At 55.3% G+C, this 22,348-nt stretch carries 20 protein-coding genes and 1 pseudogene; 4 read left to right on the top strand and 17 right to left on the bottom strand.

Annotation, left to right across the window (positions count from 1 at the left end; translation table 11 throughout):
• Positions 1–201, bottom strand: a pseudogene (locus HK20_RS12440) (hypothetical protein); the annotation flags it as partial.
• Positions 202–934: 733 nt separating this feature from the next.
• Between HK20_RS12440 and HK20_RS12430 the strand changes: the two are divergent.
• Together HK20_RS12430 and HK20_RS12425 are read left to right on the top strand one after the other, a co-directional pair.
• On the top strand, positions 935–1,996 hold the full coding sequence (locus HK20_RS12430) for a rhodanese-related sulfurtransferase (protein ID WP_233129212.1): 1,062 nt from the start codon (positions 935–937) through the stop codon (positions 1,994–1,996).
• Between the two features lie 142 nt (positions 1,997–2,138).
• A complete protein-coding gene (locus HK20_RS12425; protein ID WP_143296520.1) occupies positions 2,139–2,666 on the top strand; it encodes a hypothetical protein in 528 nt (175 codons plus the stop codon).
• Positions 2,667–2,755: 89 nt separating this feature from the next.
• Here the strand turns inward: HK20_RS12425 and HK20_RS12420 are convergent, their stop codons facing one another.
• The 9 genes from HK20_RS12420 to HK20_RS12380 all read right to left on the bottom strand — a co-directional run bounded on the left by HK20_RS12420 (position 2,756) and on the right by HK20_RS12380 (position 13,631).
• Positions 2,756–3,145, bottom strand: a complete 390-nt coding sequence (locus HK20_RS12420) for a tautomerase family protein (RefSeq protein WP_086647351.1) — start codon at positions 3,143–3,145, stop codon at positions 2,756–2,758.
• 212 nt (positions 3,146–3,357) lie between these two features.
• On the bottom strand, positions 3,358–5,154 hold the full coding sequence (atzF, locus tag HK20_RS12415) for an allophanate hydrolase (protein WP_086647350.1): 1,797 nt from the start codon (positions 5,152–5,154) through the stop codon (positions 3,358–3,360).
• A gap of 44 nt (positions 5,155–5,198) precedes the next feature.
• A complete protein-coding gene (locus tag HK20_RS12410; RefSeq protein ID WP_086647349.1) occupies positions 5,199–8,738 on the bottom strand; it encodes a 5-oxoprolinase/urea amidolyase family protein in 3,540 nt (1,179 codons plus the stop codon).
• A gap of 18 nt (positions 8,739–8,756) precedes the next feature.
• Entirely contained in the window at positions 8,757–9,401 is a 645-nt protein-coding gene (locus HK20_RS12405) for an urea amidolyase associated protein UAAP2 (RefSeq protein ID WP_086647348.1), read from the bottom strand.
• Positions 9,402–9,417: 16 nt separating this feature from the next.
• Positions 9,418–10,221 carry an urea amidolyase associated protein UAAP1 gene (locus tag HK20_RS12400; protein WP_086647347.1) on the bottom strand — a complete coding sequence of 268 codons (804 nt, stop codon included), beginning with the start codon at positions 10,219–10,221 and terminating at the stop codon, positions 9,418–9,420.
• A gap of 39 nt (positions 10,222–10,260) precedes the next feature.
• Positions 10,261–10,731 carry a nickel-responsive transcriptional regulator NikR gene (nikR, locus tag HK20_RS12395; RefSeq protein ID WP_086647346.1) on the bottom strand — a complete coding sequence of 157 codons (471 nt, stop codon included), beginning with the start codon at positions 10,729–10,731 and terminating at the stop codon, positions 10,261–10,263.
• Between the two features lie 11 nt (positions 10,732–10,742).
• Entirely contained in the window at positions 10,743–11,663 is a 921-nt protein-coding gene (locus HK20_RS12390; protein WP_086647345.1) for an ABC transporter ATP-binding protein, read from the bottom strand.
• Positions 11,663–12,625: an ABC transporter permease gene (locus HK20_RS12385; protein WP_086647344.1), complete on the bottom strand. Its 963-nt coding sequence runs from the start codon at positions 12,623–12,625 to the stop codon at positions 11,663–11,665. The genes HK20_RS12390 and HK20_RS12385 overlap by 1 nt, the downstream gene beginning before the upstream one ends.
• 22 nt (positions 12,626–12,647) lie before the next feature.
• Positions 12,648–13,631: an ABC transporter substrate-binding protein gene (locus tag HK20_RS12380; RefSeq protein WP_086647343.1), complete on the bottom strand. Its 984-nt coding sequence runs from the start codon at positions 13,629–13,631 to the stop codon at positions 12,648–12,650.
• Between the two features lie 68 nt (positions 13,632–13,699).
• On the opposite strand from HK20_RS12380, the gene HK20_RS12375 reads away from it, so the two are divergent.
• Positions 13,700–14,083 (top strand): hypothetical protein, encoded by a 384-nt coding sequence (locus tag HK20_RS12375; protein ID WP_233129211.1) that lies wholly within the window; start codon positions 13,700–13,702, stop codon positions 14,081–14,083.
• Between the two features lie 125 nt (positions 14,084–14,208).
• The gene (locus HK20_RS12370) at positions 14,209–16,311 is read left to right on the top strand and encodes a S46 family peptidase (RefSeq protein ID WP_086647342.1); all 2,103 of its coding nucleotides are present in this window, start codon (positions 14,209–14,211) and stop codon (positions 16,309–16,311) included.
• A 109-nt stretch (positions 16,312–16,420) separates the two neighbouring features.
• On the opposite strand, the gene HK20_RS12365 is transcribed toward HK20_RS12370, so the two are convergent.
• From HK20_RS12365 to HK20_RS13275, 7 genes are all read right to left on the bottom strand, one after another.
• Positions 16,421–17,167 carry an SDR family oxidoreductase gene (locus HK20_RS12365; RefSeq protein WP_086647341.1) on the bottom strand — a complete coding sequence of 249 codons (747 nt, stop codon included), beginning with the start codon at positions 17,165–17,167 and terminating at the stop codon, positions 16,421–16,423.
• Between the two features lie 17 nt (positions 17,168–17,184).
• Positions 17,185–17,967, bottom strand: coding sequence for a class I SAM-dependent methyltransferase (locus HK20_RS12360; RefSeq protein ID WP_086647340.1), 783 nt, complete (start codon positions 17,965–17,967; stop codon positions 17,185–17,187).
• A gap of 106 nt (positions 17,968–18,073) precedes the next feature.
• Positions 18,074–18,985, bottom strand: a complete 912-nt coding sequence (locus tag HK20_RS12355; protein WP_086647339.1) for a LysR family transcriptional regulator — start codon at positions 18,983–18,985, stop codon at positions 18,074–18,076.
• 81 nt (positions 18,986–19,066) lie between these two features.
• Positions 19,067–19,933: an aminotransferase class IV gene (locus tag HK20_RS12350; RefSeq protein WP_086647338.1), complete on the bottom strand. Its 867-nt coding sequence runs from the start codon at positions 19,931–19,933 to the stop codon at positions 19,067–19,069.
• A 393-nt stretch (positions 19,934–20,326) separates the two neighbouring features.
• Positions 20,327–21,091, bottom strand: a complete 765-nt coding sequence (locus tag HK20_RS12345) for a LysR substrate-binding domain-containing protein (protein ID WP_198943934.1) — start codon at positions 21,089–21,091, stop codon at positions 20,327–20,329.
• The gene (locus tag HK20_RS13125) at positions 21,043–21,213 is read right to left on the bottom strand and encodes a LysR family transcriptional regulator (protein WP_198943933.1); all 171 of its coding nucleotides are present in this window, start codon (positions 21,211–21,213) and stop codon (positions 21,043–21,045) included. Before HK20_RS13125 ends, HK20_RS12345 begins: the two co-directional genes overlap by 49 nt.
• An 812-nt stretch (positions 21,214–22,025) precedes the next feature.
• A partial coding sequence (locus tag HK20_RS13275) for a hypothetical protein (RefSeq protein WP_233129210.1) occupies positions 22,026–22,348 on the bottom strand: 323 nt, incomplete at its 5' end.

Genomic DNA, 22,348 nt, shown 5'->3' with positions numbered 1-22,348 from the left:
CGGCGGCAGAACGCGCGTCTGAATGGGCGGCTTGGGTGGTGGTGGAGCGCTATCGCCCTTCCCCATTCCAGAGATCAGCCCCCATATGCCAAGAATGTGCAGGAAAAGAACAACAATAAAAGCGCCAGCTACAACAGCAGTACCGACCTCCAGATCATACCGCTGAGCTTTCTTCTTTTGCTGTTCAAGCTCATTTGTCATGTCAGTTCTTCTTTATCATAACCAGCCACAAGCATGATCTGCCTCTCTTTTTTACTTATGAACCAGCAAAGAGCAGGGTATGCGCCTTTACCCACTCCCCGGTGCGGTGTACCGGGGCGGCACCCTGCGCGGCCATACCCCCGGCCTGCTGGACCACCGGCAATGAGAGGACCCCCCTGCGCGAACAGAGGCGAGTGCCACAAAACAAAAAAGCCGAACTTATAGAAGTCTTTTTCATAAGCACACATCCTTCATGGGCCATGCGTATCCAAGCATGCCAGAGGTGAACAAAAGCCAGAATCCGCACCTTCCGCTCCCCCGGAATGGAACAGAACAGAGAGTGCAAACCGCGCGATGCTGCTGCCTTTCCTTAACAAAAACATCTATTCCCGTTATGAAAAACGGTTAGAGATGAATGGAATAAACTACTCGTTACATTTCCAGAATAAGGACAGGGTTTGGACGCTGTCAACATCATTCCGCATCCGTTATATATTGAATCATGCCTGATAACGGCATATTCCTCTTTATTGGTTCAGTACTACAAAAAAGATAGATTTGGGCATCTGCCCGCCCCTTGTTGGCGGGCAAAACAGGCCCGGTTAAAAACACTTGTCGGGTAGGGAAGTGGGCAGCTAAAGCAGGAGCCTGCCTGTCAGGCGATCTGCTGCATTCCACCAGCAGAATGTACTGGCAGGGCCGGACCGCCTTACATGCCTGCAAGGAACATACCGTGACCGCCAGTTCTGTCCCGCCTGTTACCAACACTCCCGCTGATCTGCCCATCTGCGTGGCAGCTCTTTATCGCTTTACAGGGTTTAAAGACCCGGCGGGCCTGCGCGGCCCACTGTTGCAGGCGTGCGAGACAAACGGCGTAAAAGGTATTCTGCTACTGGCGGGGGAAGGCATTAACGGCACCATAGCGGGCAGCGATGCAGGCATAGAGGCCGTTCTGGCCCATATTCGCCAGTTGCCCGGCTGTGCGGATATTGTGGTCAAGTTCTCCCGCGCGCCATCCATGCCCTTCCTGCGCATGAAGGTCCGCCTGAAAAAAGAAATTGTCACCATGGGAATAGAAGGGACCGACCCCAACCACATTGTTGGTACCTATGTTGCCCCCAAGGACTGGAACGCCCTGCTCCAGCACCCGGACACCATTCTGATCGACACCCGCAATGATTACGAAGTGGCCGTTGGTACATTCGAAGGTGCGGTGGACCCCAAAATAAAGACGTTCCGGGAATTCCCCGAATGGTTCCGCCAGAAGCGCGAGCAGCTGGAGGCACAGGGCCGCAAACCCCGCGTTGCCATGTTCTGCACAGGGGGTATTCGCTGCGAAAAATCCACCGCTTTTGCCAAGGCGGAAGGGTTGGAGGACGTTTATCACCTTGAAGGTGGTATTCTCAAATATCTGGAAACCATTCCGCAGGAAGAAAGCCTGTGGCGTGGCGAATGCTTTGTGTTCGACCAGCGCGTGACCGTAGGACACGGCCTGAAACCCGGCAATCTGGAACTATGCCACGCCTGCCGCGCCCCCCTCTCCCCTCAGGACAAAGCCTCTGCCCAGTATGAGGCAGGCGTGAGCTGCCCGCATTGCCATGGCACGCAAAGTGCTCACAACCGCGCCCGCCATGCCGAGCGTGAACGCCAGACCCGGCTGGCGGCCGAGAGGGGGGAAACCCATCTGGGCATGAACATGGCACAGGAGCGTGCACGCAAGCGCAGGCTGCGTGAGGAGGAACTCGAACGCCAGCAGACCCTACGCCAGAAAGTTCTGGACCGCCTGCGCGATTAAATGCAGGGGCAAACGCCCACACACCGCCAAACACGGTAAATGAGTAGGCAAAGGGGCTAGCCAACCAGTTAGCCCCTGATCTATATCAGGCGCGCGGAAGCAGCTTCCATTATACAAGCGGCACGCATTGCCGGGGACATGGATGAACATACATTGTGCATGGTGCGAGCGGGAGATGCTCAACACTGCCCATGCCCCTTACTGTTGCGCACGCTGTGAGAAAAAAGCCAACAAGGCGCTGGCCGCCGTTAGCGTGCCCCCCACCCCACAACAGCGGGAAACACGTATAATCCGCAGCTGTCTGGTCAGTCTGGTTGCGGTCATTACCGTTACACTCGGCCTGCGTATTCTGGCGGGTTCCCCACCTCCGCCTGACAATATTATTATGGCGCAATCAGCCCCCTCCCCTCAAATGGACCGCAATGCCGCCTCCTATAAGGCTGGGCAGACTGCGCGCAGGCAGTGGAACCGCTGGCTGGGCGGCCAGCATGGGGAGCGCCGCAAGGGAGCCATTTACTGGCTAAACGCCGTAGCAGGCCAGCATGCCCGGCAATGTGACGGCACAGTGGAATTTGCACTTGGCTGTTTTGACGCACACCGGCACATGGACAGGATTGAACCGCAATTTGCCATCAGCCCGACATTCCGCTCTGGGTGGGACAATCCCTAGGACCTGCACAGGCCGGGGGGGTAATCCCAGCAATGACGGTATAAACTGGCGTGCCCCCATAGGTGAGCACGCGCAAGCAGGGCCTGGGCTTACAGCTCGCCCGTTACAAACTGGGCGCGACCCAGCCCAAAGCTCCAGTGCTCATCTGCATTCTGCACAATGGACACCACAAGGTCCGATGGAGCCAGTCCACAGCGTTCATGCAGCCGTTCGGCCAGCAGCTTGTAAAAGGCTGTTATCTGCTCCTTGGAGCGTGGGCGCGAGGTAATCTGCAACAGCACGACCTGATCGGTCCGGGGGATACCCAGCCCGGTATCTTCAATGACCATATGATCCCGCTCATGCTCGGTGACAATCTGATAACGGTCGCGCGCGGGCACCTTGAATGCTTCCAGCATGGCTTCATGCGCCGTATCCAGCAATGCACGAATGGCTTCAGGCTTCCACCCTTTGATGACATGGAAATGAAGAAGCGGCATGTGATACCCCTGCGTTGACTTGACTGATTATAAAACGAATTTTTCAGCCAATGGTTTCAGGCACGTTCAGGCACACACAACACCATGCCCTTGCCTTGCTGCCCAATCAACTCATAGGGACCGGCTTTGCAGGCAACGGCATTTGCAGCATGCAAAACCATGCATGCCGCAAAATTCTTTAATTTTTAAAACAGTTTCCCAAAAAATAGAAGTTAGAGTTTTGCGTAACGCCACCCGCCACTGGCGGTAATCTCCTTACCGCTCCGTGCAACAGCCTCGCTGCACAAAAAACCACAGACCTCGCTCCCATCTGCCAGCGATATTTTACCAATAGCCATAGGTTGCGGCAGGCCGGCAACAAAGCGGCCAAAACCTGCCACGTCCAGCTCGTAAACCTCAACTTCCAGACCGGGACCAACAAAGCCTTTTTCCCGCACCAGGCCGGGCTTGGGGGGAGAAGCATCCGGCAGTGCAAAAAGGCGGTAGTCAGGTGCCGTACGGGTTGTGGCACGCAGAATGGCGTGTTCCTTCTCCAGTTGCCAATGGAGCGGAAAACCTTTGAGATGCGCGCCAACAACAGCCAGCAGCACATTACCCGGTGCTGGCACAGGGGCATTGTCCACCAGTGGCAGCACCGCATTGCGGAACACCCCGCTGGTATTATGCGCCGCCGCATGGAAGCGCCCGGCAAGGGCTGCAAGGTCATGGTCACTAAAAGCCGGACCAATAAAGGTTACCCCGAATGGCAGGCCATCCGGCCCAAACCCGGCTGGCACGGCACAGGCGGCCATATCCAGCAGATTAACAAAGTTGGTGTAGGTGCCAAGCATGCTGTTGGCAGCAACCGGTTGCGCAATAACCTCCTCCCGGCTGACAAGCCGCGGAGCGGTGGGGAGCAGCATGACATCAAAATCCGCCCACATCCGGTCCGCCACCTGTTTAAGCAGGTGCTGGCGGTAAATCCCTTTAAACACATCGGTTGCGGAATAGCGGGTCGCGCCGTCCAGGATGGCGCCAACCGTTGGGTCCATATCCGCACGATGCGCGTGATAGAAATCCGCAATGGCGGTCAGGCGCTCCACAACAAACGGACCACTATAGAGCAGCTCGGCTGTTTCCTTTAACGGTGCAAAATCCAGTTCGACCGCAGTACCCCCCAGTTCCACAAGCTGGCGGATGGCACGGTCATAAAGTGCTGCATTGGCGGTGCAGCCATCAAAAAAACGATCTTTCTGCCGCAGAACACCAAAGCGGAACGTATCCGCCGCCAACCTGCGTGGCACCATGCCGCGTGAGTACGGCGCATGGGCATCCGGCGCCATGGCAAGCTGCTCAACCCGCCACGCATCTGCTGCTGAAGCAGCAAAGACGGAAATACAGTCCAGAGATTCACACGCAGGCACAAGACCTGTCGTGCTGAGCACCCCACGGGAGGGTTTAAGCCCCACAATGTTGTTAAACGCCGCAGGCACACGCCCTGAGCCCGCTGTGTCGGTCCCCAATGCGAATGACACCAGCCCCGCAGCAACCGCCACGGCAGAGCCGGAACTTGAACCACCGGACACATGCTTCGCACTGAACACGCAATGCGGCTGCCCATAGGGGGAGCGCATGCCAACCAGCCCTGTTGCAAACTGGTCCAGATTGGTCTTGCCAATAACAATAGCCCCTGCGGCTTCCAGCCGGCGGACCACTTCGGCACTTTCCGTGGCGTCATAGGCAAAGGCCGGGCAGGCTGCGGTTGTTGGCAGGCCAGCGACATCAATATTGTCTTTAACCGCAAAGGGCACACCATAAAGCGGCAGGTCCGCGACCGGTCGTTTTTCCAGCTCTGCCGCTCTGGCCAGCAGGCGCTCGGCAGGCACAAGGTTAATCCACACCGCCGCATCCACGGAAGCATAGGCATGCACACGCGCCAGAACCTCCCTGACAATATCTGTCGGGGTGAGTGCCCCGTTCCGGCAGGCAGTCAGGAGGTAGTCAATCTGCAACATATCAGGAAATGTCATAATATTTGTCCTTGCCTACAGGTTCTGGCGTGTGTGGGTGGGGGTTAGTCCGTGCAGACCACCATAATCCGCTCACCTCCACGCACCTCGCGGCCTTTGCGGCACAGAATGTCCTTCACCACACCGGTTGCAGGGGAGATGATCTTCATTTCCGTTTTCATGGATTCAATAATCGCAACGGCATCACCTGCCTTTACGTGATCCCCCACAGCAACCTTGAGCTGCCACACACTGCCCGGCACAGGGCTGTCCACGCCCATATACCCTTCGGGCAGAATGGATTCATCGGCCTGTGTGGTGTTTGCTTCCTCCTCAAACGTATCAAGGCCTTTTGCAATCCAGTCCTGACGTTCCGCCTCAAAGGCGGCCTGCTGGCGGGCGCAGGCCTGAGCGATTTCGGACTTGTTGGCCTCCAGAAAAGCCCGGTATTCCGATAGGCTGAACTGTGTTTCCTCAATCCTGACGGAAAAACGACCGTAGGGGAAAGCAGCCCGTGCCTCCATCAACTCATCATGCGAGACGGGATAGAAGCGTATCTGGTCAAAAAACCGTAGGAGCCACGGTGTATTTTCATGGAACACATCTGTTGTGCGCCATGTATTCCAGACTTGGGTCGTACGGCCAAAAAGCTGGTAGCCCCCCGGCCCTTCCATACCGTAAATGCACATGTAACTGCCGCCAATACCCACAACATTATCCGGGGTCCATGTGCGTGCGGGGTTATATTTGGTTGTGACCAGCCTGTGCCGCGGGTCAATGGGGGTGGCCACGGGTGCCCCCAGATACACGTCCCCCAACCCCATAACGAGGTAGGACGCGTTGAAAATGATCTCCTTGACCGCGTCTATGGAAGCAAGACCATTAATCCGGCGGATAAACTCGATATTGGACGGGCACCACGGCGCATTGGGGCGCACCAGTTCCTGATACCGCTGCATGGCCAGCCGGGCCTGCTCGTCATCCCACGAAACGGGGAGGTACACGATGCGGCTGGGCACAACAATATCATCCTCGCCCGAGGGCAGGGCCTGTTCAATACCATGCAGCCGCTCCAGCAAGACCGGCAGGGGGAGCACCTGCGGATTGTAATGGACCTGAAGCGAACGAATACCCGGAGTAAGATCCACAATCCCTTCTACTGCTGCGGCCCTGAGCCGCTCCAGCACAAGCTGCACACGCAGGCGCAGGGCAATATCCAGTTCCGGCGGGCCAAATTCGAGCAGAAGGTAACAATCCCCCGCACGGCGGTACACAACCGGGATTTCCCCTTCCGAGCGGAACAGGATGGGGCTATCCCCCGCAATAGGTTCGGGCAGGAAGGATACACTGACCGGCTTGGGCTGTATGCGCTGGAAACGCACCTTGTCCCCCGGATGCAGTTGCCCCATTTTCCACAGTTCATCACTGGTCAGCACCGCGGGGCATACAAAACCGCCCAGACTTGGCCCATCCGGCCCAAGCAGGATGGGCATATCCCCGGTAAAGTCGATGGCCCCAATGGCATATGCGTTATCGTGAATGTTGGAAGGATGCAGCCCGGCTTCCCCCCCATCTGTTCTGGCCCAGCGTGGTTTGGGCCCGATCAGGCGTACACCGGTGCGTGCGCTGTTGAAGTGTACTTCGTATTCACTGGAAAACAGGGTTTCGATATCTTCATCTAGGAAGAAATCAGGTGCACCATGGGGGCCGTACATGACCCCGAGGGTCCATGTACGGGTCAGCTCAGGCCGGTCCTGTGGGGCAATGGCCACTGGGGCCGCCGCGTTGGTCGCAGGTTTGGCCAAGCGCAGCACATCCCCCGTGCGGAGCTGCCCGGTTGCATGCCCGCCAAACTGGCCCAGCATGAACGTGGCACTGGACCCAAGGTAAAGTGGGGCATCAATCCCCCCACGCACGGCAAGATATGTGCGATGCCCTGCCCCCTTGATCTGCCCCAGCGCCAGAACCTGCCCCGCCTGCACCGTAACCGGCTCCCAGTAGGGCACCTCCACGCCATCCAGCGTAGCAGGCATGAATGCGCCAGACAGGCCGATAACAGCGTCCGTGTTAAACCGCAGCACCGGGCCAGTAGCCGTAAACTCCAGTGCTGGCACACCCTGCGCATTCCCCACAATCTGGTTGGCCAGACGGAAGTTCCGGTCGTCCATAGGGCCACTGGGGGGGACCCCCACATCCCAGTACCCCACGCGGCCCGGCCAGTCCTGCACCGTGGACTGAAGGCCCGGTGCAATCACTTCCACCGTAGCGGGTGTATAGGCAAAACTGTTGAGCAGCCCAGTAAAAACACTCCCCGCGCGCACGGCATTATCCGCCGTAACTGCGCGCAGATAATCCAGATTACTTTCCAGACCGCTGATCCGGGTTGTGGTCAGTGCTGCATGCAGGTTGGCAAAAGCCTCCTCCCGCGTGGCACCTCGGGCAATAATTTTGGCCAGCATCGGGTCATAGTACGGGGTGACCTCGGTCCCGGTTTCTATCCAGCCATCCACGCGCACACCCGGTGCAAAGCTGACCTCGGTCAGCCGCCCAGTAGAGGGGCGAAAGTTCTCTGCTGCGTTCTCGGCATAAATCCGCGCTTCTACAGCAGCCCCTTTGGGCACCAGACTTTCCTGCGCTGGCAGAACCAGAGTGCCATCGGCCTGCCTGATCATCCACTCGACCAGATCAATCCCGAAAATTTCTTCCGTAACGCAGTGTTCAACCTGAAGCCTTGTGTTGACCTCAAGGAAATAGAACTCACCACTTTCCGTATCGTAAATAAACTCCACCGTGCCAGCGGACTCATACGCAACCGCCGCACACAAGGCCCGTGCCGCGTTACGCAGGCCCACGCGTGTTGCTTCGGACAGGCCCGGGGCTGGGGTTTCCTCTATCACTTTCTGGTTGCGGCGCTGGAGGGAGCAGTCGCGCTCACCTAATGTGAGAATGTTCCCGCGGCCATCACCAAAAATCTGCACTTCCACATGCCGCGCGCAGGCAATGAATTTTTCCAAAAACACCCGCGCATCGCCAAAATTGTTCCCCCCCATGCGCGAAACAGCAGCAAAGCAGTCGCGCAGTTCGGCCTCGTTATGGCAGATCTGCATACCAATGCCGCCACCACCCGCCGTACTTTTGAGCATGACCGGGTACCCAATGCCAGCGGCGGCCTCCAGTGCCTCTTCCACACTGTTCAGAATATCCGTACCCGGCAGGAGCGGCACATTGTTCTGTTTAGCCAGATCACGCGCGGTGTGTTTAAGGCCAAAAGCCCGCATATGCTCGGGCCGTGGCCCCATAAAGCGTATGCCCTGGGCTGCCAGTTTTTCCGCAAATTCGGCCCGCTCGCTCAAAAAGCCGTAACCGGGGTGGACTGCCTGCGCACCTGTGGTGGCACATGCCTGCAAAATGGCATCCATGTTCAGGTAGCTGTCGCTTACCGCGGCAGGCCCGATCAGAATGGATTCATCGGCCTCCAGCACCGGTGGCGTAAACCGGTCTGCCTCGGAGCACACAGCAACGGAGGCAATTCCCATCCGTTTGAGTGTCCGGCCGACACGGCGTACGATTTCTCCGCGGTTGGCAATAAGAACCTTTGTGAACATGGCAGGCAGTCCGAACGGTCAGATGGAAACAGGGTCGCCGATAACGACGCGGATGGGGGTCGGCACAAAACCGTTGCAGGGGTTGTTAACCTGCGGACAGTTGGAAATAACCACAAGCGTGTCCATTTCCGCGCGCAGGTCCACATACCCGCCGGGGTCGGACAGGCCGTCATCAATCACCAGTTCACCATTTTGCAGGACTGGTACATTCATGAAAAAATTGACGTTATTGACAATGTCGCGCTTGCTCATGCCGTATTTTTCAACTTCCAGCAGAAAGTTTTCTCGGCACGAATGCATGTACTTGGTCTCATGCCCAAAACGCACCGTATTGGATTCACAGCTACAGGCCCCAGCCAGCGTGTCGTGGCGTCCGCAGGTATCATCCACCACGGTCATGAGCACATTGCCTTCGTTGGAATACAACCCGGTCCCCTTGCCAATATAGGCCGAACCCTGATTGAGCAGCGTATCCTGCGCACTGTAGCGCTCATGGTAGGCATGGGCATTGTAAAAAAGGGCATCCACAGCCTGCTGGCTTTTCAGGTCAATAATCCGGATAACCTGCCCTTTGCGCACCAGACCCGACCACGGAGTACGCGCGGCCACATGCTGATCAAGAACAATATTGGAAAAAATTTTGCTGAGATCATGTTCTGACATAAATCTGGCTCCCTGATCAGGCAAAGAGAATATCTGTGTTATCAAACCCGCGCCGCGCTTCTTCGCTGAATGTCCGGCACAGATCATCCGCCGCCGGGGCCGGAGCCTGCCAGCGCACGGCCTCAACAGGAGCCGGTGCAAAACTGGCATCCGGGGCCAGAGGGTGCGGACAGTTGGAGACGGCAACAAGCAGGTTCATTTCTGCCCGTAGGTCCGCATGCGCGCCGGGGTGCACATCACCTTCCACCCATTTGAAGCTACCATCGGCCTGCGTGCTGATATGGGAGAAAAACGTAATGCAGGAGGCAACATCATGCTGCGCCATGCCGTATTTTCCCGCAGTCAGGCGCAGGTTGTTGCGGGTATTGCGCAAACCGGCAGACCCAAAATTGCGCTGGTTGCTCTGCGGTGTGCTCCCGCCGACCAGCGTATCGCTAAATCCGCAGCTATCACCAATAACGGATGCCAGCACGCGCCCCATATCAGAGAACAGAACACGCCCTGTGGTCAGGCAGGTGGTCCATTGCAGCTTCATGGTATCGCCCGCATTGTAGCGTTCGCTCAGGTCATCCGCATTCCACAACATGACCGACACACCATTGTTGCCGGATGTGTTGATCAGGCGCAGTGCCTGCCCACGCGGCACAAATGTGCTCCAGTACCACCCGCCGGGTATGGTTTCGCGGTGCAGAACACTGGCTTCGGTCATTTCAATCGGGGTTGCAGCGGGGCGTACCGTATTTTCGGACTGGAGCGCCTGATCCCGGAGCTGGTTGTAGCGGGCACGGTACCAATCTGGGGTTTGCTGGTCTATTTGCATGAAAATCTCCTGTATTCAGGCAAGAATGGCAATGCGCGTTCAGGACGCTTCCATATCAAGTGTAAGTTCCCGCCCTTTTTCATGAACGGGGGGGATCAGGGAGGCTATCAGGTGCAGGCGTCCGGAAATAACACCGGGCTGCGTGATAAACTGGTCTGCTATATCCTGCAGTTTTTTAACCTTGCCCTGAACAAGCAGCACTTCCAGTGTCTGCCTGCGAATGAGGTTGACGTGCAGTGAACTGATAACCTCTGCAAGGTTTTCATATTGCAGCTCTGCAAGTTTCTGTTGCAGGTTTGTGGCGGCATTATTGTAAAAAAGAATAATCACGCCGGCCATCAGCTCATCGCCGTTTTCCTGCCGGCACGCCATAAGCTCCTGATGCAGAATGTTCTGGATCGCCTGAGAGCGACTGGCATAACCTTTTTCCGCCACCATGGCATCAAGCTCATGCAGAAGGCTTGGCGACAGGGAAATACTGACGCGGCTGATCTGTTCCTTGCTACTCATGCTTGTATTCCCTACTCGACCTGGTCTGTTACAAGGGTGAGAAGCGGCAGATCAATTGTTACCTCCTCCTCCTCCATGTCATCCGATGTGCCAAAGGAGCGGATAAGCCCCTCCAGATGCGCCTTTGTTGCCAGAAACTCGGCCGATGTCATCTGTTCCGCACGACGGGGGCGGGAGAGCGGTACTTCAATCACTTCCTCCACCTGCCCGGGATGGGGTTTAAGTACCAGAATACGGTCAGCCAGATAAATGGCCTCGTCCAGATCATGCGTGATAAAGACTATGGTAATGTCGATCTTGCGCCAGATCTCCATCAGATAGTTCTGCATTTTTGTGCGTGTCTGGGCATCCAGCGCGCTAAAGGATTCATCCATCAGCAGCACGCGGGGGGATGCAGCAAGGGCACGCGCGATGGCAACACGCTGCTGCATTCCACCAGAAAGCTGGTGCGGATACGCGGTCGCAAACTGTTCCAGCCCGATCATCTGGAGCCACTGCATGGCCTGACGCTGGGCTTCCAGCCGGTCCACGCCCCCCATCTCAATCCCGAACATGACGTTGCGGCAGACATCCAGCCAAGGGAACAGCGTGTATTTCTGAAAGACCATACCCCGGTCGGACCCCGGACCACGGACCGGCTTGCCGTCCATGAGAATACGCCCTTCAGTGGCATCCTCCAGCCCGGCGAGAATACGGATCAGGGTGGATTTACCACACCCCGAAGGCCCAACCACACACACCAGTTCGCGCCGGTGCACACCAAATTCTATGGAATCCAGAGCTACGGTCCGGTTACGCTTTTGTGTAAAAACCTTGGTAACACGGTCAATTTCCAGAACATAGTCGCGCTTTTTGATCTGCTCCATACGTGCGGCCACATCTGGTGGCAGAATACGATAATCAGGGAGCGCATGCTCTACATGGTCAACCATCAGCCATTCTCCCTTTTCCACGTAAACAGTTTGCGGCCAACAACGCCAAGGACCATATCCGTGCCCAGCCCGACAATGCCGATCAGCGCCATGGCGGCAAAAACGTTGTCAAAATGCTGGTAACGGGCCTGCTGTGTAATAAACCAGGTAATCCCCGACGATGTACCAATCAGTTCTGCCACAATCAGGTAGGTCCAGGCCCAGCCAAGCAGAATACGCTGGTCCCTGTACAGGTCGGGCAGAATACCCGGAATAACCACCCGGAAAAGCAGCCGCAGACCTTTTGCACCCAAAGTGCGGGATGCCTCCACCAGAGAAAAATCGAGTTTGCGCGTGGTATTGGCAATAACAAGTATTTGCTGGAACAGGGTCCCTATAACAATAATGGCAATCTTGGGGGCATCATAAATACCCAGAATGGCCACTGCGAGTGCCCCAAAAGCCGGAGCCGGCAGGTAGCGGAAAAAATCGACCGAGGGTTCAACAAGCCGCGCAACAGCCGGAATGGAGCCGCACATAATGCCCAGAGGCACCCCCATGATGGAAGAAATAACAAACCCCCAGAAGATAATACGAATACTGTGTGCAAAAGCCTGCGTAATGGAATGTTCAGCCCCAACAGGGGCAGAAGACGTAAAAGCATGCACAAACGCGCTCAGCACATCCCCCGGAGATGGCAGGTAAACGGGGTTACTTGGAATACCCTGCGGAACAGGCTGGTGCTGCTCCTGCATTTCCGTAACCGCACGGGCAAAATCCGCACGGTTCATCCGCATCCCCGTTTCCAGATACTCCTCCCCCCCGGGGTCGGTAATCAGAACCTGAGGATGCCAGACAAAAGGCAGATAACTAACCGCGCTCCAGAGGAGCAAAGGCAGGAGCACCGCCAGAATACCGAATATATTCCGCAACATCCGGTCTGTCCGGCCGTATAGCCTCCATGAGGCAAGGAAGCCCTGCATAATGTGCTCCTGCCCTTTGCCGTTACTTAACAGATGCCGTAAAGGACGGATCAATATAGCTGTCAATGTTCTGGGGTGATTTGTAAACACCCTGCTGAACATTAAAAGCATCCGAAATTTCGGTCGATCCGTACAAAGAGCCAAGCCCTTCTTTTTTTACAAAAACGCCTTTTCCATCAGCAAGGCTTAGCAGATGCGTGCCCTTGAGGAAGCGCTTGTAAGCCTCCGGTGTCACACCCGTGCGTGCCGCCATAATGCGCAGGGCATCCGGCTGTGTTTTGGGGTCCTGAATATAGGTAACAACACGGTCCCACACCCCAACCAGACGCTGCCACTGGTCATGATTATCGTGCAGGGACTGCGGATCGACCGCAATGGTATCGTAAATCAGGCCCGGCACTTCATGCGAGGTAAACACCGGCCGCGCTCCGGGCACCGCATGCAACGCCTGACCGGAATTAGGCTGCCATGCTGCAATGGCCGCAACCTGCCCCGAGGCCAGAACCTGTGGTGTTTCGTTCGTTTTTGTGTTCACGAGCTTGACGTCTTTTTCGCTCATGCCCGATTTTTCCAGCCCCTTGAGCAGAAGCAGGTGGTCCACCAGCCCCTCTTCCACCGCAACGGATTTACCCTTGAGGCCCTGCATGTCCTTAATACCGGGCTGCGCCACGACCATATCATTCCCATCGGAATAATCGGTCACAAGGATCATTTCCCCCTTGTGGCTATTGGCCCCGGTTACCAGCGCATCCCCATTGGTTGCCATAACGGCATCCAGCTTATGCGCGGCAAACGCGTCGAGCGAAGCACTGTAGTCAAACCACTGGAAGTCGGCATCAACCTGCGCCTCCTTCAACCAGCCTTTATCAATGGCAACCTGCCACGCAACCCAGCCCGGCCAGTCACTATAGCCAATCTTCAACGACGCAGCAGACGCCGAGGAAAGAGAGACCGCGGCACAAACACTGGCAAGCAGGCCTTTGCGAAAAAGCGATGAGAAGCGCATGGGGGAGGACTCCAGTAATACGAATTGCAAAAACCGTATTACTGATACTCAACACAAACGCTCATTCGTTGCAATCAAAAAATGTTCCCGCATCAGAACCAATTCAGGACTGCTTCAAAATTGGTGCGGCTGCAACATTTTACCCTGACTCTCCTTTTCTGGTGCCAGTACCAGCCCATGTTACGGCCATATCCGCGGCCTCTCTCCCCGAGTTGAGCTCACCCGAACTGACATCGGCCAATGGCGGGCATGTGCAGGTACACAAAATACAGGACGCACGCCTGCAACCCGACCACGCAACATACAGGGTGAGCCTGCACCCGGATTTTGCCTCTCCGGGCCTCTCACAGCGGAGCACGGGGGTAGCCTGCATCCAAGGACGCCCGTTATCCACACTCCTACGTATCTACCGCAAAACCATTGCTCTTTTTATGGGGGAAGCAGGTTTTTAAAACAGCGGCGGCCCCGGCCATTTACAAGTTCTCCCCCTAAAGAAGACACGCATTTTCTTTGGAAAACAAAGCTGCTAAACAAGAACCATAAAGGTTACAGTATAACAATTGGAGGCCCATTCGCCATGAAACGCTTTTTTGGCAAACACCTTTCCCGGACAGCGTTTCTGGCCCTTGTCTCCACGGCACTTGCGGGGCCAAACACCGGGCGGGCGGAAGAAGGCATGTGGACCTTTGACCACCTGCCGATTGCGGCCATGCAGTCTGCCTACCATTTTACGCCAACGCCGGAATGGATCAGGCATGTCATCCAGTCCTCTGCCCGGCTGGCGGAAGGATGTTCCGCCTCGTTCGTATCGGCTGATGGGCTGGTAATGACAAACCACCATTGTGCCAATTCCTGCCTTGCTGCCCTCTCGGACAAAGCGCACGATTACTTCCGGGATGGGTTTTATACCAAATCCCTCGCAGAAGAGCGGCAATGCCCGGGCATGGAGCTGGACCGGCTGGATTCCATCTCGGATGTTTCCACCCAGGTCGAGGCGGAAACCAAAGGCAAGAATGCCAGCGCTTACTCTGCCGCCATGCAGGATATTGAAAGCCGCCTGACAAAAGACTGCCTGCAAGGCGATGCCGCACATTGGCGGTGCGATATGGTATCACTTTACCATGGTGGGCAAACCGCTCTCTACCGGTATCGCCGTTATCAGGATGTGCGCATTGTCATGGCGCCCGAACAGGGCATTGCCTTTTTTGGTGGCGACCCGGATAACTTCAGTTATCCCCGTTACGATATTGATCTCTCCATGCTTCGTGTTTACGAAAACGGCAAGCCTGTTCACACGCCTTACCTTCAGTTCGACATCAACGGCCCAAGCGAGCACGAACTTGTCTTTACATCCGGCAATCCGGGCCGGACGGAACGTGGCTTGCCAGCAGCGGCACTCGCCTTCCAGCGCGATGTTATCAACCCCACAGTCATCGCGCTGCTCAGCGTGCGCGAAGGGATGTTGTGGCAATATGCGCGCGAAAGTGCCGAGCACGAAAAACAGGCTGAAGATGAACTCTTTAGTGTGCAAAACAGCCTGAAATCCTATTCCGGCACACAATCTGCCCTGCGCACAAGCGACATTGTAGAACGCCGCGCAAAGGAAGATGCCGCACTACAGGCATGGATTGATGCCAACCCCGCGCGCAGGCAGGAGTTTGGAACACCATTTGCAACGGTCAACAAAGCCATTGCCACCCAGCGCAAGTTATTCACGCAGAATATTGCCCTGCGCATGGCCCTGGACGGGCTAGCCGGTGAAGCCATGACACTGGTGAACGGTGCCGCCGAACGCAGCAAACCCGATGCCAAACGCAATGCGGGGTATCATGATGCACAACTCGGTGAGATTGAGGCCGCACTGGGTGCAAAAACCCCCGTTTACCCCGAATTGGAAACCACATCTCTCGCCCTGAGCCTGACAACACTGCGCCAGCTTATGGGCGCGGATGACCCGCTGGTGCAGATGACACTGGGGCATGAAAGCCCGGACGCTCTTGCCGCCCGACTTGTGCATGAAACAAAGCTGGCTGACCCTGCCGTGCGCCTAGCACTCTGGAAAGGCGGGCAAGATGCCATCAACGCATCATCCGACCCGATGATCGTCTTTGCACGCCGCCTTCACCCATCTCTGGTCACCCTGCGCGATCTCATGCGCGATGAGGTTTCCGCTCCCCTGCACAAAGCCGAAGGGGCAATTGCCCGCGCTCGTTTTGCACAAGCAAAAGCTGAAGGGCGGCTTGATGCACTGTATCCGGATGCAACATTCTCACCCCGCTTATCCTACGGCACGGTGCGAGGCTGGACGCAAAACGGGAAGACCACTCCTGCCTTTACCGATTTTGCAGGCATGTACCGCCACGCCACTGGCAGCGAACCGTTCAACCTGCCCCAACGGTGGCTGGATGCAAAAGGCAGACTGAACCTCTCCACACATCTGGATTTTGTTTCCACGAACGACATTGTCGGCGGCAACTCCGGCTCGCCAGTGCTGAACAGGGAAGGCCATGCCGTTGGATTGATTTTTGATGGCAATCTACCCAGCCTTGCAGGTGATCTGTATTACGACATCACCTCCAACCGCGCTGTTTCAACCGACACCAGCGCGATCATTGCCGCCCTGCGGCATGTGTATGATGAGCAGACACTGGCAGATGAACTGACCAAGGGGCACAGATAAAACTGCTTTTATTATCAGCATCTTTAAAATCCTGAACAAAGGAAAAGCCATGAAGCGGTCTGCTCCATGGCTTTTTTCCAATGCAGGAAGGTGAATAAGCCGTTCTACCTCAGATCCGCTGTTGGGTAGGGCGGAAAAGAATTTCGTTAATATCCACATCTTCAGGCTGGCTGATCGCAAACGCCACACACCGGGCAAACGAGCTGGCACTAATGGCAATACCCGGCACAAAGCTCTGGAGCTGTTCGGCAGTTGCCTTATCATGAACGCCATTCAGCAGTTCCGACTGAACAGCCCCGGGCGAAATAACCGTTGTACGCATGTTGTAGGGCTTCACTTCCGCCCGCAATCCTTCAGAAAGCGCACGCACGGCAAATTTTGTGGCTGAATAAACGGCACTGCTTTCCAGCACATGATGCCCTGCAACAGAAGAGACGTTAATAATATGCCCGCTCTTCTGTACCTTCATGTGCGGAAGGGCTGCGGCAATGCCGTACAGAACACCTTTGATATTCACATCAATCATCAGGTCCCACTCATCCACACGCAGTTTTTCAAGTGGAGAGAGCGGCATAACCCCTGCATTGTTGAGCAGTACATCAACCCGGCCATAGGTCTTGACCGCCGTATCAACAAGATTCTGCACGGAGGCGCGATCCGTCACATCTGTCTCAATCGCCAGCGCCTTTCCACCTTTGGCGGTAATATCTGCGGCAAGTGCCTTGATCCGCTCCTCACGCCGCGCGCCCAGCACAACTGTTGCCCCTTGCTCGGCCAGATGCCGTGCGGCCTCCGCCCCCAGACCACTGCTGGCACCGGTGATAACAATGATCTTGTTGGCAATGGTGTTTGTCATGATCAGTCTCCGTAGTGTTAACGGTCAATTTTCTCGAACTTGAGGACAAAATTATCGCCTTCGCCAATCGCTGCATATTTGGCGCGGTCCTTGTCCCCCAAGGCGAAGGTGGGCGGCAATGTCCACACCCCTTTGGGCCAGTTGGCCGTATCTCGCGGATTAGCGTTGATTTCCGATGTGCCAACCAGCCTGAACCCGGCTTTTTCAATTAGCAAGATCGCATATGCCTGACGGACATACCCATCCTCCGCGCGCGGGTCCTGCGGGGTATTCGTGTGGCCTCTGTGGTCTTCAACCCCCAAAATCCCACCGGGTTTTAACACCCGGTGAATGGCGGCAAGCATCTGCGCCACATTCCCGGCTTCCATCCAGTTGTGCAGGTTACGGAATGTCAGAACAAAGTCGGCACTTTCGGGCGGGGCAAAATCAAGATGTGCGCCATCAAACTGCATTGTTCTGAATGTTCCCTTAAGCTCAGGGTGTGCTGCCTGCATTTTAGTGAAGGCTGACCCGGCCCCATCCTCCGGCCCCAGCGCCAGAGTGTAGCGCCCCTTGTCGTGCAGATACGGACCAAGGATTTGCGTCCAGTACCCACCACCGGGCCAGATTTCAATCACGCTGGCATCTGGCCGCAGACCAAAAAACTGCAATTCTTCCACAGGATGGCGGATAGGGTCACGCGCCACAAACCGCGCATCCCGCGTGGCAGAATGAACCGCCTGTTCCAACGTGGGCGCGGCAAGGGCCTGCCCCGTTACGAACATGGAAACCGCACATACGATAGGATAAACCGCTTTCATGGTGTTGGTTCGCCTGTTTTATCTGCCAAACTGACTGATGCTTTACTTAGGTCTTCCCTGCGCGTCTGATTAGCCCCCTATTATCACTGATGGTCTTCCATTTTGCTCATGAATGCCCAGAAGTGCTGGCTTTATGCCGCATCTCTTCAACAAAAAGTGAAAAAGGCATGGTGTTCTGGTGATGATGCGGGAAGCACAGATGGTAGCCTGTCCAGTAGGGGCACCAGTCTTCCAGCACTTGTACCAGATGGCCTTCGGCAATGTATTTTTCCGCAACCATTTCAGGCATATGCGCAAGCCCCAATCCATCCAGACAGGCATCCCGCACGGGAAAAATGCTGTTGAATATAAGGGGGCCATCAACACGCACCCGAATATCCCGACCGTTTTTTTCAAACTCCCAAGCATAAATCCCACCATATGTTGGCAGGCGCATTGTAATGCATTGATGTTTTAGCAGGTCATGCGGCACTTTGGGTTTAGGGTTCTTCCTGAAATAGGATTTTGTCCCCACAACCACAAAGCGGATGTCCGGTGTTAGCGGCACCGAGGTCATTTCTTTTGTAACCTGTTCCCCCAGCCTGACCCCGGCATCAAAACGCTCGGCCACAATATCCACAAGCTTGAGATCGGCATTAATCTCGATTTTGACATCGGGGTATTTTTTCAGGAATTGTTCAATTTTTGGCCGCAGGACATAGGCAATAATATCATCCGTTGCCGTAATACGGATCATACCGCTCGGTTGATCACGCAACTCGCCCAGAGAGGCAATTTTGGTTTCGATCTGGTCAAAATGCGGGCCAAGATTGCGGATAAGGTATTCACCTGCGTTCGTGGGGGTCACGTTACGTGTTGTCCGTGTCAGCAACCGCAGGCCAAGACGCTCCTCCAGCAACCGGACCGTATGGCTCAGGGCCGACTGCGAGACCCCAAGTTTTGCAGCCGCCCGCGTAAAGCTCTTCTCCCGCGCCACAGCCAGAAACGAGACCAAATCATTCAGATTCTCGCGTGACATATATGAGCCCTCTTCATCAACATGCTCATATTATTTTATGCACATCTCGCTTTTCCGTCGAGATGCGCTGTTTTCTAGACTTCACATATCTGCGCAGGCGCGACCTTCACCAGCAATGTAAGCACAATACAAGCCCTGAAGCCTGCGTGTAACCAGCCCTGCCTTGCCATCCGCAATCGCACGACCATCAACACTCAGAACCGGCGCAACCAGATAAGTAGCGCTGGTGACAAAACATTCTGCAGCAGTCGCAAGTTCAGCCCGCTGGATCGGACGTTCATCAATTACAAAACCCGCCCCCTGTGCCAGTTCCAGAATACGCTCACGCGTGCACCCCGCCAGCAGCAGGTTGGACAAAGGCCGGGTCACAAGAGTGCCATGCCCGTCCACCAGAAACACGTTTGACGATGCCCCTTCGGTAAGCCCCTGTGCATCATAAAACAGGGTATCAGATACACCGTTGGCCAGTGCGTTGCGCTTAGCCATCACTTGGGGCAGCAGCATGGTTGTTTTAATATCCCGGTGCAACCAGCGGATGTCTTCCTGCAACTGGACATGAATACCGTCCCTGAACGCAGGGGTCTGTTCAAAGTCAGACGCCTGCGCAAGCATCATCAGCGTAGACCGTCCTTCAGAGTAGGCCGTGAAATTGCGAGGGGACACGCCCGATGTTACCTGAAGGTAAACCAGCCCCGTACGAACATCATTTTTTTGCAACAGTTCTTTCATGATGCTGTGCAGTTCCGCCCTTTCAGGCGGTGCGGCGATTCCACATGCGGCCAAAGAACGATCCAGACGCGCAAGATGCGCTGGTGCATCCACAAAATTTCCGTTTACAGCAATACAGACTTCATAAACACCTTCCCCAAATGTGAAGCCACGATCAAAAGGAGAAATGCGCGCATCCTCGGCAGGAACATATGCACCATTGAGAAAAATAATCGACATGTTTTACTTCTTCCAACGCCACGCCATCTCTTCCACGCAGACGATATGACAGTGAGGGGCCGATCCAGCCTCGTCTTACTTTGCTCACGCGGATCAAAGACCACGTTAGGTCGTCATGATCTTTGTCAGGAATGTCGGTGCTATGGGCTCCGCCCGCATTTTTCTGCATTACAATACAGCTGGCAGTCATATCCTCAGCCAGAACGACCGGCCCACGTATTGTGTCTGTTTCGACCAAACTTTGCACAGCACCTGCAAACAGACTGAGCACTCAGCTAAGTGTGGCAGTTTTTACTTTGCACAGCACGCTCGCCCCCCTGCCCCGACAACACTCGCTCCTGAATAGGAGAGCCATAACAACCCGTCCAATGCTGCGTTAGTCTAGGTTATTCCTCATTTGCATAACGCTATTTGCTGAGAAGCCTGCCAGACCTGCTCAACAACGGGGCGCGTATGTTCAGCCTTGCGGTACAGTCTGATTTCCAAGGAAATTTCTTGTCCCATCACAACCATCCTGTTGGCCTCGAGGTCTTTTGCAATCAGACTTCTGGGTAACCAAGCACATCCGTGACCAGCCAGGACCATCTGCCTAAGACCTTCTGCCATGGCATTTTCATTTACGTGTCGAACAGTATCAGCACCATATGGCAGTACCGCCTGCGCTTGCGGGCACTGGCAAACCTGACCGAGAAAAGAGTTGGAACTGTACATCAGCAAAGGATAGGAGGAGCCTGAATGCGCCTGATGTAAAGAATGCCCAACAGGAACCAGAGAATCCTGCCCTAGAACACAATGGGGGAATTGGCTGGGGTGGAGCAACAAAGGAACAGCTTCATGATAAAAAGTCAGGAAGAAATCATAAGAACCATCGACTATAGCGGCCATGCAGTTATGAAAATCATCGGGCAATAAACGACTACCACACATCCCAGCAGCTTTTTCCATACGGGAAAGCCATTGGGGAAAAAAAGTGACAGATAGAGTATGCAACGCTGCCACAGCGATGCAAGGAAGATCAGCTGGAGATGATACCGTCAGTGCTGCACGACTTTGTAGAAGATTACGCAGGATTTCTTCCGCCGTCTCCCTGAAGCGACGCCCCTCTGGCGTTAAAGTCGTAGGAAAACGGCTGCGATCGAGTAACGGCACCCCACCCATGTTTCCAGAGCCTGAATGCGACGGCTAAACGCAGACTGCGTTACATGCCGTTCTTCTGCAGCACGCGAAAAACTCTGCAAACGCGATAACGTTACGAAGTCTTCAAGCCATTTGATATCCATAGATTTCTTTTATGACGAATCCCATTTTTAACAAATGTCTGTATCCCCTGCGTCTAAATTTTTTCTGGGGCCTAGCTGAGGAGGCAGGGATGATTTTCCGTTTTTCCTGCTGTTCAAGACACAAAAAAACCCGCCGTGGTGGGGCGGGTTTATCGTATCCTATTGAGGACTTGGTACTTCATCTGGTTGCGGGGGCAGGATTGGTTCTCAACTTGCGACAACCGCAAGTTGAGAACCAATCGGGTCTAGTAGGCTGTTTTAATGAACTTTTTTCGGCACACGCATGACCTCTTACTAAAATAAATGCCCCCTGCCCTCCTAAAGCGTGGAGCTTATGCATCCAAAGCTATGTCCGCTTACGCCCTCATTTCGGACATACGTACCGATGAACAGTTTTACGTAGAGCGGACATAAGCAACAAGGTGTATCTTGACTGGGTTAGGCCGTAAGCAGTCTGGCCATCTCTAGATGGCTCCTGCGCTGCAAGAGAAAAGTGATATTCTGGCGTTGGTCGATAACAGACCTGCCACTTTCATAAGCCGAGATTATGCGGACGCTTATCCAAACCACTCATGGTCAAGCTACTGACGAAAGCCATTACCTATGACGAGGCGGCCAATATTCGGGGATGAAGAAGGTAGAGGCGGCGGCTGTCACCGCCCCCAAGCTCGGCGAGGTCGGCTGCCCGCCACATTGTCTTTGGAAAACCGCCACACGAAAGCCGCTTACAGGCGCATTCTTTATTTGTCAGACCGCTAGGTCCGCCAGATACCGCTCGACGATGATGTGGGTCAGTTGTTCCCCGCGAGTCGTCAGCAGCCGAATATTTTCCTCTGACATCGGGGAGAAGTCGGTGGGATATCCTTGACCTGCTCGCGAGTGACGAAGTCCGCAGGCACCCACGGCAACTTGGAGTCCTGTTGGCCTAGATAAATCATGCCGAAAGCGTCGAGTTCACCGACCTCCACATATTTGTGGAGTCGCTGGTAAACCGCATCCTGTGCCTTGCGGTGCACTGCCTCGAACGAACGCGCGACCCTCGCCCCCCACCAGTATGGATTAGCGGCCGCGACATCAAACTGAGCTGCCCCGGTTTTACCGGAGAGTAAAACTCTCGGAGGATGAACCCTATGGT

The sequence above is a fragment of the Acetobacter sp. DsW_54 genome (genome assembly GCF_002153575.1).
In the GTDB taxonomy this organism is placed as follows: Bacteria; Pseudomonadota; Alphaproteobacteria; order Acetobacterales; family Acetobacteraceae; genus Acetobacter; species Acetobacter fabarum.
This window is presented reverse-complemented; position numbering and strand designations above follow the sequence as displayed.